Source organism: Pseudomonas sp. NFPP25 (genome assembly GCF_900116505.1).
In the GTDB taxonomy this organism is placed as follows: Bacteria; Pseudomonadota; Gammaproteobacteria; order Pseudomonadales; family Pseudomonadaceae; genus Aquipseudomonas; species Aquipseudomonas protegens.
On record NZ_FPBG01000003.1, the window covers coordinates 374,381 to 388,322 of the forward strand.

Sequence of the window (13,942 nt, forward strand, 5' to 3'; positions counted from 1 at the left end):
GGCTGATGTACAAGCTCAGCTTCTTCGTGCCCCCCAGCCATGTGGAGTCGGTCAAGAGCGCTGTGTTCGCCGCGGGCGGCGGACGCATTGGCGCCTATGACCAGTGCGCCTGGCAGGTGCTCGGCCAGGGCCAGTTTCGCCCGTTGGACGGCAGCCAGCCGTTTCTCGGGCAGACCGGCCAGGTGGAGCGGGTGGAGGAGTGGAAGGTCGAGCTGGTGGTGGCCGACGAACTGATTCGCGATGTGGTACTGGCCCTCAAGCAGAGCCACCCCTACGAAACGCCGGCTTATGAAGTCTGGCGCCTCGAAGCGTTCTGAGGTTATCCACAGACACAAAGCCCGCTGAACCGGCAACGGTCAGCGGGCTTTTTTGTGGGCCTTCGCCGGCCAGCCGGCTCCTACAGGAGCCTTGTAGGCGCCGGCTGGCCGGCGAAAGTGCCTTCAAGCACCTGCGCCGACCTCTTGGTGCAGCAAGCCCGTCAGCGCCACCTGCAAGCCCCCGGCCTTTTCGCCAATCAGTACGTGCCAAACATCCCCCTCCATACGCCGCATGCCCTGGCAGCCCAGCCCCTTGAGCGCCGGCTCCGACAGGCTGCGGCTATTGTTCACTCGCACTCGCAACCGGGTCAGGGCCACACAGTCCATCTGCACCAGGTTGTCCCGGCCGCCCAGGGCGTTGAGCCACTGCTGGGCTTCGTGGATGGAAATGTCGACCTGCGGGGGGTCTTCAACAGGCGCCTGTGCCACCTCAGCCCTGGCCGAAACGGGTGACGCCAGGCGGATCTCGTCGGCGATGCTGTCTGCCAGCGGCCCCACCACCACCTGCAAGCTGCCGCCCTTGCCGGGGCGCACCACGGCCATGGCGCCCAGGGCCTTGAGCTCGCTGTCCGAAGCCAGGTTGCGGTCTGCCAGCTCCAGGCGCAGGCGCGTGGTGCAGGCACCGACGGTAAGCAGGTTGCCGGCGCCACCCAGGGCCTTGATGTAGGCTGCGGCGCGCTGGTCGACGCTCAGTTCAGTCTTTTCGCTGGAGGGGCTGTCTTCACGGCCCGGGGTCTTGAGGTTGAAGCGGCGGATGCAGAAATCGAACACCAGGTAGTACACCACCGCGTACAGCAGGCCCACCGGAAACACCTTCCAGCCGTTGGTGGAGCGGCCCCAGCCCAGGGCCATGTCGATGGCGCCGCCGGAAAAGGTAAAGCCCAGGTGGATGTTCAGCAGGTTGGTCAGGGCCATGGCCAGCCCGGTGAGCAGGGCATGCACCAGGTACAGCAGGGGGGCAAGGAACATGAAGGCGAATTCGATCGGCTCGGTGACCCCGGTCAGGAAGGATGTCAGGGCCATGGACAGGAAGATCCCGCCCATTACCTTGCGCCGTTCCGGCGGTGTGTTGCGGTACATCGCCAGGCAGGCGGCGGGCAGGCCGAACAGCATCATCGGGAACATCCCGGTCATGAACTGGCCGCCCTTGGGGTCGCCGGCAAAGTAGCGGGTCAGGTCGCCGGTGACCACGGCGCCGGTGCTCGGGTCGGTGAAGCTGCCGAAGATGAACCAGGCCATGTTGTTGAGGATGTGGTGCAGGCCGGTGACGATCAGCAGCCGGTTGAACACGCCGAAGACAAAGGCGCCGAAGCTGCCGCTCTCCAGCAGCAACTGGCCGAAGCTGTTGATGCCGTGCTGGATCGGCGGCCAGATCAGGCCGAACACCACCCCCAGGCCCACGGCGGTGAAACCGGTGGCGATGGGCACGAAGCGCCGGCCGCCGAAGAACGCCAGGTACTCCGGCAGCTTGATGTCCTTGAAGCGGTTGTACAGCGCGCCGGCCATCAGCCCGCTGATGATCCCGGCGAGCATGCCCATGTTGATGCTGGCGTCCAGCACCTTGAGGGTCGAGATCATTACCAGATAGCCAATGGCCCCGGCCAGCCCGGCGGTGCCATTGTTGTCCTTGGCAAAGCCGACGGCGATACCGATGGCGAAGATCAGCGCCAGGTTGCCGAAGATCGACTGCCCGGCATCGTGGATGATCGCGATGTTCAGCAGGTCGGTGTCGCCCAGGCGCAGCAGCAGACCGGCGATGGGCAAGATAGCGATGGGCAGCATCAGCGCCCGGCCGAGGCGTTGCAGGCCCTCGATGAAATACTGGTACATGGCGTCTCTCCTGGAATTCTTGTTATGAGTGCAGAGGCCAAAGCCGTTCGCAGGCCTGACGGACTGCGGCGGCACCGGGCAGGTTGAGCAGCGGCTGGCTGAGCTGGCGGCACTGGCTGGCGTCCAGCTGGCGCACCCGGTCCTTGATCTCGCCCACCTGTGGCGGGCTGACCGACAGCTCGCTGACGCCCAGGCCAATGAGTACGGGTGTGGCCAGGGGATCGGAGGCCAGGGCGCCACAGACCCCGACCCAGCGACCATGGCGCTGGGCGCCGGTGCAGGTCTGGGCGATCAGCCGCAGCAGGGCGGGGTGCAGGGCGTCGACCCGTGCCGCCAGCCCGGCGTGGTCACGGTCCATGGCCAGGGTGTACTGGGACAGGTCGTTGGTGCCGATGGACAGGAAGTCGGCGTGTTCGGCCAGTTGCTCGGCCATCAGGGCGGCGGCGGGGACTTCGATCATGACCCCCAATTCCGGGCGCTGGCTCAGGCCCAGTTCGGCAGCGAACAGGTCCAGGCGCTGGCGGATGTGCAGCAGCTCGGCGACTTCGGTGACCATCGGCAGCATCACCCGGCAGCGTTGCACGGGGCTGATCTGGAGCAGCGCCCGCAGTTGTTGGTCCAGCAGCTCAGGGCGCGCCTGGGCCAGGCGGATGCCGCGCAGCCCAAGTACCGGGTTGGCTTCCACCGGCAGGGGCAGGTAATCCAGCTGTTTGTCGCCGCCGACGTCGATGGTGCGAATGATCACCGGCTTGTCGCCCATGGCGTTGAGCACTGCCTGATAGGCCTGGCGCTGTTCTTCTTGATCCGGGGCGGTCTGGCGGTCAACGAAGAGAAACTCGGTGCGCAGCAGGCCGACGCCGTCGGCGCCACCCTGGTGGGCGTCCCGGGCTTCATCGCTGGACGCCACATTGGCCGCCACCTCGATCTGCTGGCCGTCCTGGGTCAGGGCGGGCTCATGGGCTTTTTGCTGTTGCAGCGCATGGCGCTGGCGCTGGGTTTCGCCGGCCTGTTGCACCTGTGCGATGCGCTGCGGGTCGGGCTCCAGTTCCAGGCGCCCGCCGTTGGCATCCAGCACCACCTGGCGGCCACTGTCGATGCGCAGCACTTGCGGGCCCAGGGCCACCAGGCAAGGCAGGCCCTTGCCCCGGGCAAGGATCGCCACGTGGGAAGTGGCACCGCCGGCGGCCATGCACAGCCCGGCCACGCCCTGGGCGCTGAGTTGCAGAAGGTCGGAAGGGGTCAACTCCTCGGCGGCAACGATCGCCCCGGCTGGCAGATCATAGTGCCAGGCCTCCCCCAGCAGGGCGCGCAGAACGCGCTGCTGCAGGTCCCGCAGGTCGTTGGCGCGTTCAGCCAGCAGCGTACTGCCCAGTTGCTGCAGGATCTGGCATTGCTCGGTAATCGCCGCGCTCCAGGCATGGGTGGCGGCGCGGCCCTGGGCAATGGAGGCTTCGGCGGCGTCCAGCAGGGTCGGGTCTTCGAGCAGCGCCAGGTGGGCGCTGAAGATGTCCTGTTCCTGCTGGTCGCGGCGTTGCCGGGCCTGCTCCAGGGTGTGGCGGATTTCCCCGCGCACCTGGTCCAGCGCGGTGCTCAATGCTTGCCGTTGGGGCTCGGGTGCATGCTGGCCATGATCCTCCGCCAGGACCATGGCGTTGAGCCGCACCAGGGGTCCGCACACCAGGCCCGGCGCGGCGCAGACGCCCGGCAGCACGCCGTCTTCCACGGGGCCTTGGGCGGCCGGGGCCGGTACCGGGGTTTCGCCATGGGCATCTGCGGCCATCGCGGTGCCGAGGGTCTGCAGCATCGCCTGCAGGGCATCCTGGCAATCGTCGCCCTGGCAACTGACCAGCACTTCTTCCTGTTCACCGATGCCCAGGCTCATCAGGGCAATCAGGCTGGTGCAGGGGGCGCTCTTGTCCTTGAAGGTCAACTGCGAATGGCTGTTGAAGCTCAGGGCGGTCTGGCGCACCAGGGCGGCGGGGCGGGCATGCAGGCCGCCGCGATGGGCGACCTTGATCCGGGCGCTGGCCTGCTGCCCGGATTGCTCTTGCGCCAGCGGCTGCGGGCCCGCGTTGGCGCGCCGGCTGATGTGCAGCAATGGCTCGCCCACCTGGACTGTCGACAGGGTCAGCGGGCGCAGGTCGAAACCCTCGCCATTGGTCAGGATCAGCAGGCTGATCAGGCTTCGGCAATGCTGTGCCACGTGGTCCAGATCAACCCGCAGCAAGGGCTGGCCGGCACGCACCTGCTGGCCTTCCTTCACCAGCAGGGCAAACCCCTCGCCCTGCAGTTCGACAGTGTCCAGGCCCAGGTGCAGCAGCAGTTCGGCCCCATTGGCGGCGCGCAGGGTGATTGCGTGCCCGGTACGTGCGACCTGGATCACCTGGCCGGCGCAGGGCGCATGCAGGGTGTCGTTGAGGGGATCGATGGCGATGCCGTCGCCCATGGCACCGCTGGCGAACACCGGGTCGGGCACGCTGCGTAGTGCTAGCACTGGCCCGCTTAACGGGGCACCGAGCGTCAGTTCGTTATTGTTGTTGTGCATGGCGCAGTACTCGTTGGCGATGGGGCTTAGTGAGTGCGGGTCACTTTGCTCAGGTGGCGCGGTTGGTCGGGGTCCATGCTGCGGGCTTGGGCGAGGCCGGCGGCCATGACGTAGAAACTCTGGATCGCCAGGATCGGGTCGAGTGCCGGGTGTTCGGCACGACTCAGGGTCAGGTCCCGTTCACCGATGTCGTCCGGAGCGGCCAGCAGCACCTTGGCGCCGCGCTGGCGCATGTCGGCGGCCAGGCTCAGCAGGCCGCCCTGCTCGGCGCCGCGGGGGGCGAACACCAGCAGCGGATAGTCGTGGTCGATCAGCGCCATGGGGCCGTGGCGGACTTCGGCACTGCTGAAGGCTTCGGCCTGGATGGCCGAGGTTTCCTTGAGCTTGAGCGCGGCTTCCTGGGCAATGGCGAATCCCGCCCCGCGGCCGATCACCATCAGGCGCTGGCAATCGCGCAGCGCATTGACGGCCAGGCTCCAATCCTGGGTCGCGGCCTGGCGCAGGCCTTCGGGCAGGGCCAGGCCGGCCTCGAGCAAGCGTCCGTCATCATTCCAGTGGCCGATCAGTCGCGCGCTGGCACTGAGGGTGGCAATAAAGCTCTTGGTGGCGGCCACGCTCTGCTCGGCGCCGGCGTGCAATGGCAGGAAGAATTCGCTGGCCGCTTCGAGCGGGCTGTTTTCCGCGTTGACCATGGCCACGCTGAGGGCCCCGCGCTTGCGCAGCAGGCGCACGCTGTTTACCAGGTCCGGGCTTTGCCCCGATTGCGAAAAGGCGAACACCGCCTGGCCGCTGACCCGCAGGGGCGCCTGCTGCATGGTCACCACCGACATCGGCAGCGAGGCCACGGGAATACCCACTTGCTGCATGGTCAGGTAGGCGAAGTAGCTGGCGGCGTGGTCGGAGCTGCCCCGGGCCACGGTCATCGCCACTTGTGGCGGCTGGCGGCGCAGGCGGCCGGCGACCTCGAGCAGCGCCGGGTCCAGGTGCTGCAACTGGTTGCTCGCGGCCAGGTGCGAGGACAGCGCCTCTTCAAGCATTTTTGAAGTCAATGTCTTCTCCTTCGACCATGACGGCGGTCAGTGTGAGTGCCCGGTCCAGGCGCACGCTGTCGGCCCAGCTGCCAGGTTGCAGGCGGCCGCGTTGGGGGATGCCGAGGTAGTCGGCGGGAAATTGCGACAGGCGCTGCGAGGCTTCGGCCAGGGGCAGGCCGATCTTCACCAGATTGCGCAGGGCCTGGTCCATGGTCAGGGTGCTGCCGGCCAGCGTGCCGTCGGCCAGGCGCACACCACCCAGGCACTTGGTCACGGTGTGGCTGCCCAGCTTGTATTCACCGTCGGGCATGCCGGCAGCTGCGGTGGAGTCGGTAACGCAGTACAGGCAGGGGATCGAGCGCAGGGCCACGCGCATGGCGCCGGGGTGCACATGCAGCAGGTCCGGGATCAGCTCGGCGTACTGGGCGTGGGCCAGGGCCGCGCCGACGATCCCCGGCTCGCGGTGATGCAGCGGGCTCATGGCGTTGTACAGGTGGGTGAAACTGGTGGCGCCAGCGGCGAGGGCCGCCACGCCTTCCTCGTAGCTGCCCAGGGTGTGGCCGATCTGCATGCGCACGCCGCGGGCGCTGAGTTCGCGGATCAGGCCGTCGTGGCCGGCGACTTCCGGGGCGATGGTGATCACGCGGATCGGCGCCAGCGCCAGGTACTGCTCCACTTCCGCCAGCAGTGCGGTGTGGGCGAAGTTGGGCTGGGCGCCAAGTTTGCCGGGATTGATGTAGGGGCCTTCCAGGTGCACGCCGAGCACTCGGGCGCAGCCTTTGGGGCGCTGTTCGGCATAGCTGCCCAGTTGCTCCAGGACCTGGCGGATTTCCTCGCTGGGGGCCGTCATGGTGGTGGCCAGCAACGAGGTGGTGCCGAAGCGCACATGGGTGCGGGTGATGGTCTGGAAGGCATCGCGGCCTTGCATGATGTCCTTGCCGCCGCCGCCGTGCACATGCAGGTCGATAAAGCCGGGCAGCAGGTAGGGCAGGTCGTTGTCCGCCGGATTGCAGGGGCTGCCTTCGATGGCGATCACCTTGCCGTCCTGATGCAGCAGACGGCCGCGGACCCAGCCTTGGGGCGTGAGGATATTGTCTTCGGACATGGCGTTTCTCTGGCTCCGGAAGCGGGTTCAGCGTCGCAGTTCAGCGACGAAGTCGTAGTAGTCGTTGCGGCAGTAGGTGTCGGTGACCTCGATCGGCGTGTTGTCTTCCAGGTAGCCGACCCGGGTCATCAGCAACATGGCGGTGCCGGGGGCGATGCCCACCAGGGCGGCGAATTCGTCCGAGGCATTGATCGCCTGGATGTGCTGCAGCGCCCGCACCACGGGCTTGCCGATGCCATCGAGGTATTCATAGAGCGAATCCCCGACCGCTTCCGGCTGGGCGATGATGCTGGCCGGCAGGGTGCTCATCTCGATGGCCATCACTGTGTCATCGGCTTTGCGCAGGCGCTTGAGCCGCGCCACCTTGTCGTTGGGCGACAGGCCGAGGCGGATCAGTTCTTCATGGGTGGGCGGGGTGAGGGTGCGTTCCAGCCATTGGGAGCCGGGCACGAAACCCTTCAGGCGGAGCATTTCGCTGAAGCCGGAGAGCCGCGACAGCGGTTGCTCCAGGCGCGGGGTGATGAAGGTCCCCGAGCCCTGGCTGCGGCGGATCAAGCCCTGTTCGAAGAGCACTTCCAGGGCCTTGCGCGCGGTGACCCGGGAGATACCCAGCAATTCGCTGAGGTTGCGTTCCGACGGCAGTGCCTGCTCGGCTTTCCACTGGCCGGCATGGATTGCCGCTTCCAGGTTGCGAGCCAGTTGCAGGTACAGCGGAGTGGGTTGGGAGTCGTCGGGGCGCAGGGCCAGGAGGTGATTCATCTGTAGGTTTTCCGATGCGGTTATTAGGTTGTTGTCGCCCGGTAGTGCCGAAAAACTAATACCACTTAGATACCATGTCAACGCCACTGGTCTGCTGGGGGTGGCGTAAATCCAGCGTTTTCGGGGTGATTTGAAGGGTAAATGATTAAAGTGGTATTAGGCAGGTCTGACTGCCATCGCCATGGCGTCGAGTGGCGACCCCTTGCGGGTCGCCAAGTGGTATGGGCGCAGTGGAAGAGCTGGCGGGGGTAAAAATATTTTTTGCGGAAGGGAAATTAAGGGCGGATCTCGATCATGGTGCCGTCCTTGACCAGGCCCCAGACCTCGCGCATGTCGACGTTGCGCATGGCGATGCACCCGTCTGTCCAGTCCAGGGTGTGGAAATACTGCTCCGGGAATTCTTCGGTGTCCGGGGTGCCGTGGATCATGATCATGCCGCCCGGGTCCACCCCTTCGCGCCGCGAGCGGGCGGCATCGGTGATGTTCGGATAGGAGATGTGCATGGCCAGGTTGTAGCGGTCGCTGGTCTTGCGCCAGTCGAGCCAGTAGAGGCCTTCAGGGGTGCGCTTGTCGCCCTCCATGAGCTTGGGACCCTTGGGTTTCTTGCCCAGGGATATGCGGTAGGTCTTCAGTGGCTTGCCACCGTTGATCAGTTGCAGTTGATGGGCGGACTTGAGCACCAGGACCTTTTCGATGACCTTGCCGTCCAGGGTTTCCACGGTGGAGGCCTGGCACACAGCAACGACGGAACAGCACAGCAGGGCAAGCAACCAGCGCATTGACACGATATCCCCAGGCGCACACAGATCCCGTGCACGTTTTATTGTTTAACTGATGGCAGGCTGAGAGAGCGGCGGAATGGATTCGGAGCGCACTTCAAAGGCTGCGGCCCGCCGGTCAGCGAAGAAGCATTCTAAGGTACGGCCGACGGTGCGGAAAGCCAGCTCGGACCAAGGGATATCGGCTTCGTCGAACAACTGCACTTCCAGGCTCTCGGGGCCGGCGGCAAAGTCCAGGTCGGCGAGCTCCGCGCGAAAGAACACATGCACCTGGCTGATGTGCGGCACGTCGATCAGGGTGTAGATGCTCAGGCCGCGCACCCGGGCGCAGGCCTCCTCGTAGGTTTCGCGAATGGCCGCCTGTTCGATGGTCTCGCCGTTTTCCATGAAGCCTGCGGGCAGGGTCCAGTAGCCCAGGCGCGGCTCGATGGCGCGACGGCACAGCAGCACCTTGCCCTCCCAGGTGGCAAGGCAGCCGGCGACGATATTGGGGTTCTGGTAATGGATGGTCTGGCAGTGGTCGCAGACATAGCGCATGCGCGAATCGCCTTCGGGAATGCGCTGGGTCACCGGGTTGCCGCACTGGCTGCAAAATTTCATGTGGGGTATCCGAAAAGGCTGGGGCTATCTTGGCGCGCCAGCCCCGTTGTCGGCAAGTTGTCGTTAAGCGACATGCCCGGGGGCGGGGGTTGGGCCGAAGATTGGATTGGTGCATGATGCACGGTAGCCAACAGATCGAGATGCCTCATGCTGGACGAGCTACTTCATCGGGTAAGCCACTACACGCCGCGTACGCTGGAGACCGACCGACGTTTTCCCGAGGCTGCGGTGCTGGTGCCCATCACCCGCAGCGAAGAACCGGAACTGGTATTGACCTTGCGTGCCAGCGGGCTGTCGACCCATGGCGGCGAGGTGGCTTTCCCTGGTGGCCGACGCGATCCGGAAGACCCGGACCTGATCTTTACCGCGCTGCGCGAGGCCAAGGAGGAAATCGGCCTGCCGCCGGGGCTGGTGGAGGTCATCGGGCCTTTGAGCCCGCTGATTTCCCTGCACGGAATCAAGGTCACGCCTTACGTCGGGGTGATTCCCGACTATGTCGAATACCAGGCCAATGACGCCGAGATCGCCGCCGTTTTCAGCGTGCCCCTGGAGTTCTTTCGCCAGGACCCCCGTGAACATACCCATCGCATCGATTACCAGGGGCGCAGCTGGTACGTCCCCAGCTACCGCTTTGGCGAGTACAAGATCTGGGGCCTGACCGCGATCATGATCGTCGAGCTGGTCAACCTGTTGTACGACGCCGGAATCAGCCTGCATCGCCCGCCGAAAAACTATATCGATACCTGAAGCCATCACTTCGCATGGCATAAACCCGCGGCTGCCTGAGCCATGAGGACAATAAGATGAAATACCGCCTGGGCGACGCCCGAGTCGAGACCCATCCACAGAGCTGGGTTGCCCCGAATGCCACGCTGGTGGGCAAGGTCAAATTGGAGGAGGGAGCCAGCGTCTGGTTCAACGCCGTGCTGCGCGGGGACAACGAACTGATCCTGATCGGCAAGCACAGCAACGTCCAGGATGGCACGGTGATGCACACCGACATGGGCTTTCCCCTGACCATCGGTACCGGCGTGACCATCGGCCACAATGCCATGCTGCACGGCTGCACCGTGGGCGACTACAGCCTGATCGGCATCAACGCGGTGATCCTCAATGGCGCGAAGATCGGCAAGAACTGCATCATCGGCGCCAACTCGCTGATCGGCGAGGGCAAGGAAATCCCCGACGGTTCGCTGGTCATGGGCTCGCCAGGCAAGGTGGTACGGGAGTTGACCGAGCCGCAGAAAAAAATGCTCGAAGCCAGCGCCGCGCACTACGTTCATAATGCCCAGCGTTATGCCCGAGACCTGGTTGAGCAAGAACAATGACAGCCCCTGAAAGACCCGTCGCTTCGCCCTGCGTGAGCATCTGTGCCCTGGACGAGCAGGATATCTGCACCGGTTGCCAGCGCACGGTGGACGAGATCACCCGCTGGAGCCGCATGGACAACGCCGAGCGGCGTGCGGTCCTGGCCCTGTGCCATGAGCGGGCCAAGTCCAGCGGCTTGCTGTGGATGATCGGCTCCAGCTCGGCAAGTTGATCCGCTCGTTTCGCCAGCAAGCCGGCTCCTGCAATCTTGTGCAGGTGCCAGCGTGCTGGCGAAAGGGCTTCTTGGCCCAGCCCCGGGCCTGCAGTAACCTGTGCACCTTCCTGACAGGTACCCTTGGCCCCCATGTTCTTCCTGATCGCCTATATCAGCAGTGTCGTGCTGATCAACTACGCCTTTTCGTCTGCCCCGCATCTGGACATCATCTGGTCGGCCTGGGGCGGGTTGGTGTTCGTCCTGCGGGACATGGTGCAGACTCGTTTCGGCCACGGCGCCATCGTCGCGATGCTGGCGGCCCTGGTGCTGTCCTATGTGACTTCCGATCCGACCATCGCCCTGGCCAGCGCCACGGCATTCGCCGTCTCGGAATGCATCGACTGGCTGGTGTTCAGTATCACCAAGCGGCCCCTGCATGATCGTCTATGGATCAGCTCGGCCCTGAGCATTCCCCTGGATACCTTCATCTTCTTCGGCATGATCGATGCCTTGACCCCTGGGGTGATCCTGACCGCCCTGGGTTCGAAGTTCGCCGGTGTCACAGTGGTCTGGCTGGCCATGGCCTGGCGTTTGCGCAAAGCGGCGTGCGCCGGCTGAGCCAAAGCCCGCGCTTCATGTAAAATGCCGCTCCCCATGGGTCGCCCGCCTGGCGCTCGGCCCTCGATGATCCGCTCCTTTGAGGACCTTCAGATGACTCGTATCGGAACTCCACTGTCGCCAACCGCGACCCGCGTCTTGCTTTGTGGCTGTGGTGAGTTGGGCAAGGAGGTGGTGATCGAGCTGCAACGCCTGGGTGTCGAGGTGATTGCCGTGGACCGCTACGCCAACGCTCCGGCGATGCAGGTGGCCCATCGCAGCCACGTGATCAACATGCTTGATGGCGCGGCGCTGCGGGCCGTGATCGAAGCCGAGAAGCCGCACTTCATCGTGCCGGAAATCGAAGCCATCGCTACCGCGACCCTGGTGGAACTGGAAGCCGAGGGCTTCACCGTGATCCCCACCGCCCGGGCCACCTCCTTGACCATGAACCGCGAAGGCATCCGGCGCCTGGCCGCTGAAGAGCTGGACCTGCCGACCTCGCCGTACCATTTCGCCGACACCTTCGAAGACTATTCCAAGGCCGTGCAAGACCTGGGCTTCCCGTGCGTGGTCAAGCCGGTGATGAGTTCCTCGGGCAAGGGCCAGAGCCTGCTGCGCAGCGTCGACGACGTGCAGAAAGCCTGGGACTACGCCCAGGAAGGCGGCCGTGCCGGCAAGGGCCGGGTGATCATCGAAGGCTTTATCGACTTCGACTACGAAATCACCCTGTTGACCGTGCGTCATGTGGGCGGCACCACCTTCTGCGCGCCGGTCGGCCATCGTCAGGAAAAGGGCGACTACCAGGAATCCTGGCAGCCTCAGGCCATGAGTCCCAAAGCCCTGGCCGAATCCGAGCGGGTGGCCAAGGCAGTCACCGAGGCCCTGGGGGGCCGCGGCCTGTTTGGCGTGGAACTGTTCATCAAGGGCGACCAGGTGTGGTTCAGCGAAGTTTCGCCGCGCCCACACGACACTGGCCTGGTGACCCTGATTTCCCAGGACCTGTCCCAGTTCGCCCTGCATGCGCGGGCCATTCTCGGCTTGCCGATTCCGCTGATCCGCCAGTTCGGCCCTTCGGCTTCGGCGGTGATCCTGGTAGAAGGCACATCCACCCAGACCGCCTTCGCCAACCTCGGTGCCGCCCTGAGCGAGCCGGACACTGCGCTGCGCCTGTTCGGCAAGCCGGAAGTCAATGGCCAGCGCCGCATGGGCGTAGCGCTGGCGCGTGACGAGTCGATCGAAGCCGCCCGGGCCAAGGCGACCCGCACTGCGCAAGCGGTGGTGGTCGAGCTGTAAAAAGCATCGCGAGCAAGCTCGCTCCTACAGCGTCCGGATTGAACCTGTAGGAGCGAGCTTGCTCGCGAAGCGGTCGCTCAAGCGACCCGATTCAAATCGTTATTGCGCGTTTCCTTCAGGCACAGCACCGCGATCAGGCTCAGGATCGCCGCCCCTGAAACATACCCCCCAACCCAGCTCAAACCGCCCATCGCCACCAGTTTCTGGGCGAAGAACGGCGCGGCCGAAGCTCCGACGATGCCCCCCAGGTTGTACGCCGCCGAAGCGCCGGTATAACGCACGCGGGTCGGGAACAGTTCCGGCAGCAGGGCGCCCATCGGGGCGAAGGTGACCCCCATCAGGAACAGTTCGATGCACAGGAACAGCGCCACGCCGGCGGTGGAACCCTGGGTCAGCAGGGGTTCCATGGTGAAGCCGGACAGAATCGCCAGCACGCCGCCGACAATCAGCACCGGCTTGCGCCCGAAGCGGTCGCTGGCCCAGGCCGACAGAGGCGTGGCCGCGGCCATGAACAGCACGGCGAAGCACAGCAGGCCGAGGAAGGTTTCCCGGCTGTAGCCCAGGGTAGCGACGCCGTAGCTCAGGGAAAACACCGTGGAGATGTAGAACAGGGCGTAGCACACCACCATCGACGCGGCGCCGAGCAGTACCGGCAGCCAGTACTGGCTGAAGAGTTCCACCAGTGGCATCTTCACCCGTTCCTGGCGTGCCACGGCGTTGGCAAAGACCGGGGTTTCGTGCAGCTTCAGGCGCACGTACAGGCCCACCATCACCAGGGCGGCGCTGAGCAGGAAGGGAATGCGCCAGCCCCAGGAGCGGAACTGCTCGTCATCCAGGCCCATGGCCAGGGCCAGGAACAGGCCGTTGGCCGCGAGAAAACCGATGGAGGGGCCCAACTGCGGGAACATGCCGAACCAGGCGCGCTTGCCTTCTGGTGCGTTCTCCGTGGCCAGCAGCGCGGCGCCGCCCCATTCGCCACCCAACCCCAGGCCCTGGCCGAAGCGCAGCACGCAAAGCAGGATGGGCGCCCAGGCGCCGATGCTGGCGTAGCCTGGCAGTACGCCGATCAGGGTGGTGCACACGCCCATCAGCAGCAGCGAGGCAACCAGGGTCGACTTGCGTCCGATACGGTCGCCGAAGTGGCCGAACAGTGCCGAGCCCAGGGGGCGGGCAAGGAAGGCGATGCCGAAGGTCAGGAACGCCGAGAGCATCTGGGCGGTGCCGGAGGTCTGGGGAAAGAATACCGGGCCTATCACCAGTGCGGCGGCGGTGGCGTAGACGTAGAAGTCGTAGAACTCGATGGCGGTGCCGATAAAGCTGGCAGTGGCCACCCGCGAGGCGGAATTGCTCGGTTGGGCAGGCGTGGTGGCGCTGTAGGCGGTGCTGGTCGTCATGTGGTTATCCCTGACAGTCTGTGCTCCGGTGGAGCGAATTATTATGGTCGAGCACCCAGGGATGTGGGTTTGGCGCGGTCGTCCCTCGGGATGGGAGTGACGTCGAACAGAAGGGCTGGTTATCGGCAGGTTTGCGCTGGGTGCGGGTAGCACGCGGGTCTGCACAG

14 protein-coding genes are annotated in these 13,942 nt (G+C 65.2%); 6 read left to right on the forward strand and 8 right to left on the reverse strand.

The genetic code is table 11. The features are described 5' to 3' along the window. The first annotated feature begins 5 nt into the window (after positions 1-5). Positions 6-317 carry a YqfO family protein gene (locus BM382_RS13745; RefSeq protein ID WP_015634269.1) on the forward strand — a complete coding sequence of 104 codons (312 nt, stop codon included), beginning with the start codon at positions 6-8 and terminating at the stop codon, positions 315-317. A 123-nt stretch (positions 318-440) separates the two neighbouring features. Here BM382_RS13745 and nagE read toward each other — a convergent pair whose 3' ends face one another. The 7 genes from nagE to BM382_RS13780 all read right to left on the reverse strand — a co-directional run bounded on the left by nagE (position 441) and on the right by BM382_RS13780 (position 8,966). Then, positions 441-2,147: an N-acetylglucosamine-specific PTS transporter subunit IIBC gene (gene nagE, locus BM382_RS13750; RefSeq protein ID WP_072443084.1), complete on the reverse strand. Its 1,707-nt coding sequence runs from the start codon at positions 2,145-2,147 to the stop codon at positions 441-443. A gap of 22 nt (positions 2,148-2,169) precedes the next feature. Then, positions 2,170-4,692, reverse strand: a complete 2,523-nt coding sequence (gene ptsP / locus BM382_RS13755) for a phosphoenolpyruvate--protein phosphotransferase (protein WP_072443086.1) — start codon at positions 4,690-4,692, stop codon at positions 2,170-2,172. Between the two features lie 26 nt (positions 4,693-4,718). Next, a complete protein-coding gene (locus BM382_RS13760; RefSeq protein WP_011059430.1) occupies positions 4,719-5,741 on the reverse strand; it encodes an SIS domain-containing protein in 1,023 nt (340 codons plus the stop codon). Then, entirely contained in the window at positions 5,722-6,828 is a 1,107-nt protein-coding gene (gene nagA / locus BM382_RS13765; protein WP_072443088.1) for an N-acetylglucosamine-6-phosphate deacetylase, read from the reverse strand. Before nagA ends, BM382_RS13760 begins: the two co-directional genes overlap by 20 nt. Before the next feature lie 27 nt (positions 6,829-6,855). Further along, complete coding sequence (locus BM382_RS13770; protein ID WP_011059432.1) at positions 6,856-7,587, reverse strand: GntR family transcriptional regulator; 732 nt, start codon at positions 7,585-7,587, stop codon at positions 6,856-6,858. 275 nt (positions 7,588-7,862) lie between these two features. Then, the gene (locus BM382_RS13775; RefSeq protein WP_011059433.1) at positions 7,863-8,366 is read right to left on the reverse strand and encodes a L,D-transpeptidase family protein; all 504 of its coding nucleotides are present in this window, start codon (positions 8,364-8,366) and stop codon (positions 7,863-7,865) included. A gap of 48 nt (positions 8,367-8,414) precedes the next feature. Then, entirely contained in the window at positions 8,415-8,966 is a 552-nt protein-coding gene (locus BM382_RS13780) for an NUDIX hydrolase (RefSeq protein WP_072443090.1), read from the reverse strand. Between the two features lie 147 nt (positions 8,967-9,113). Between BM382_RS13780 and BM382_RS13785 the strand changes: the two genes are divergently transcribed. From BM382_RS13785 to purT, 5 genes are all read left to right on the forward strand, one after another. Further along, the gene (locus BM382_RS13785; protein ID WP_011059435.1) at positions 9,114-9,713 is read left to right on the forward strand and encodes a CoA pyrophosphatase; all 600 of its coding nucleotides are present in this window, start codon (positions 9,114-9,116) and stop codon (positions 9,711-9,713) included. Between the two features lie 56 nt (positions 9,714-9,769). After that, positions 9,770-10,294 carry a gamma carbonic anhydrase family protein gene (locus tag BM382_RS13790; protein ID WP_011059436.1) on the forward strand — a complete coding sequence of 175 codons (525 nt, stop codon included), beginning with the start codon at positions 9,770-9,772 and terminating at the stop codon, positions 10,292-10,294. After that, positions 10,291-10,506, forward strand: a complete 216-nt coding sequence (locus BM382_RS13795; protein WP_011059437.1) for a DUF1289 domain-containing protein — start codon at positions 10,291-10,293, stop codon at positions 10,504-10,506. Before BM382_RS13790 ends, BM382_RS13795 begins: the two co-directional genes overlap by 4 nt. A gap of 132 nt (positions 10,507-10,638) precedes the next feature. Then, positions 10,639-11,106 carry a hypothetical protein gene (locus BM382_RS13800; RefSeq protein ID WP_015634275.1) on the forward strand — a complete coding sequence of 156 codons (468 nt, stop codon included), beginning with the start codon at positions 10,639-10,641 and terminating at the stop codon, positions 11,104-11,106. Between the two features lie 93 nt (positions 11,107-11,199). Next, complete coding sequence (gene purT / locus BM382_RS13805; RefSeq protein ID WP_072443092.1) at positions 11,200-12,381, forward strand: formate-dependent phosphoribosylglycinamide formyltransferase; 1,182 nt, start codon at positions 11,200-11,202, stop codon at positions 12,379-12,381. Positions 12,382-12,458: 77 nt separating this feature from the next. Here the strand turns inward: purT and BM382_RS13810 are convergent, their stop codons facing one another. After that, a complete protein-coding gene (locus BM382_RS13810) occupies positions 12,459-13,775 on the reverse strand; it encodes an MFS transporter (protein WP_072443094.1) in 1,317 nt (438 codons plus the stop codon). Between the last annotated feature and the right edge of the window lie 167 nt (positions 13,776-13,942).

Coding starts and splice junctions, on each gene's coding strand:
- purT (WP_072443092.1), top strand. CDS start 11,200: ATGACTCGTATCGGAACTCCACTGTCGCCAACCGCGACCCGCGTCTTG.
- nagA (WP_072443088.1), bottom strand. CDS start 6,828: ATGTCCGAAGACAATATCCTCACGCCCCAAGGCTGGGTCCGCGGCCGT.
- BM382_RS13745 (WP_015634269.1), top strand. CDS start 6: ATGTACAAGCTCAGCTTCTTCGTGCCCCCCAGCCATGTGGAGTCGGTC.
- BM382_RS13810 (WP_072443094.1), bottom strand. CDS start 13,775: ATGACGACCAGCACCGCCTACAGCGCCACCACGCCTGCCCAACCGAGC.
- BM382_RS13795 (WP_011059437.1), top strand. CDS start 10,291: ATGACAGCCCCTGAAAGACCCGTCGCTTCGCCCTGCGTGAGCATCTGT.
- nagE (WP_072443084.1), bottom strand. CDS start 2,147: ATGTACCAGTATTTCATCGAGGGCCTGCAACGCCTCGGCCGGGCGCTG.
- ptsP (WP_072443086.1), bottom strand. CDS start 4,692: ATGCACAACAACAATAACGAACTGACGCTCGGTGCCCCGTTAAGCGGG.
- BM382_RS13800 (WP_015634275.1), top strand. CDS start 10,639: ATGTTCTTCCTGATCGCCTATATCAGCAGTGTCGTGCTGATCAACTAC.
- BM382_RS13770 (WP_011059432.1), bottom strand. CDS start 7,587: ATGAATCACCTCCTGGCCCTGCGCCCCGACGACTCCCAACCCACTCCG.
- BM382_RS13790 (WP_011059436.1), top strand. CDS start 9,770: ATGAAATACCGCCTGGGCGACGCCCGAGTCGAGACCCATCCACAGAGC.
- BM382_RS13775 (WP_011059433.1), bottom strand. CDS start 8,366: ATGCGCTGGTTGCTTGCCCTGCTGTGCTGTTCCGTCGTTGCTGTGTGC.
- BM382_RS13780 (WP_072443090.1), bottom strand. CDS start 8,966: ATGAAATTTTGCAGCCAGTGCGGCAACCCGGTGACCCAGCGCATTCCC.
- BM382_RS13785 (WP_011059435.1), top strand. CDS start 9,114: ATGCTGGACGAGCTACTTCATCGGGTAAGCCACTACACGCCGCGTACG.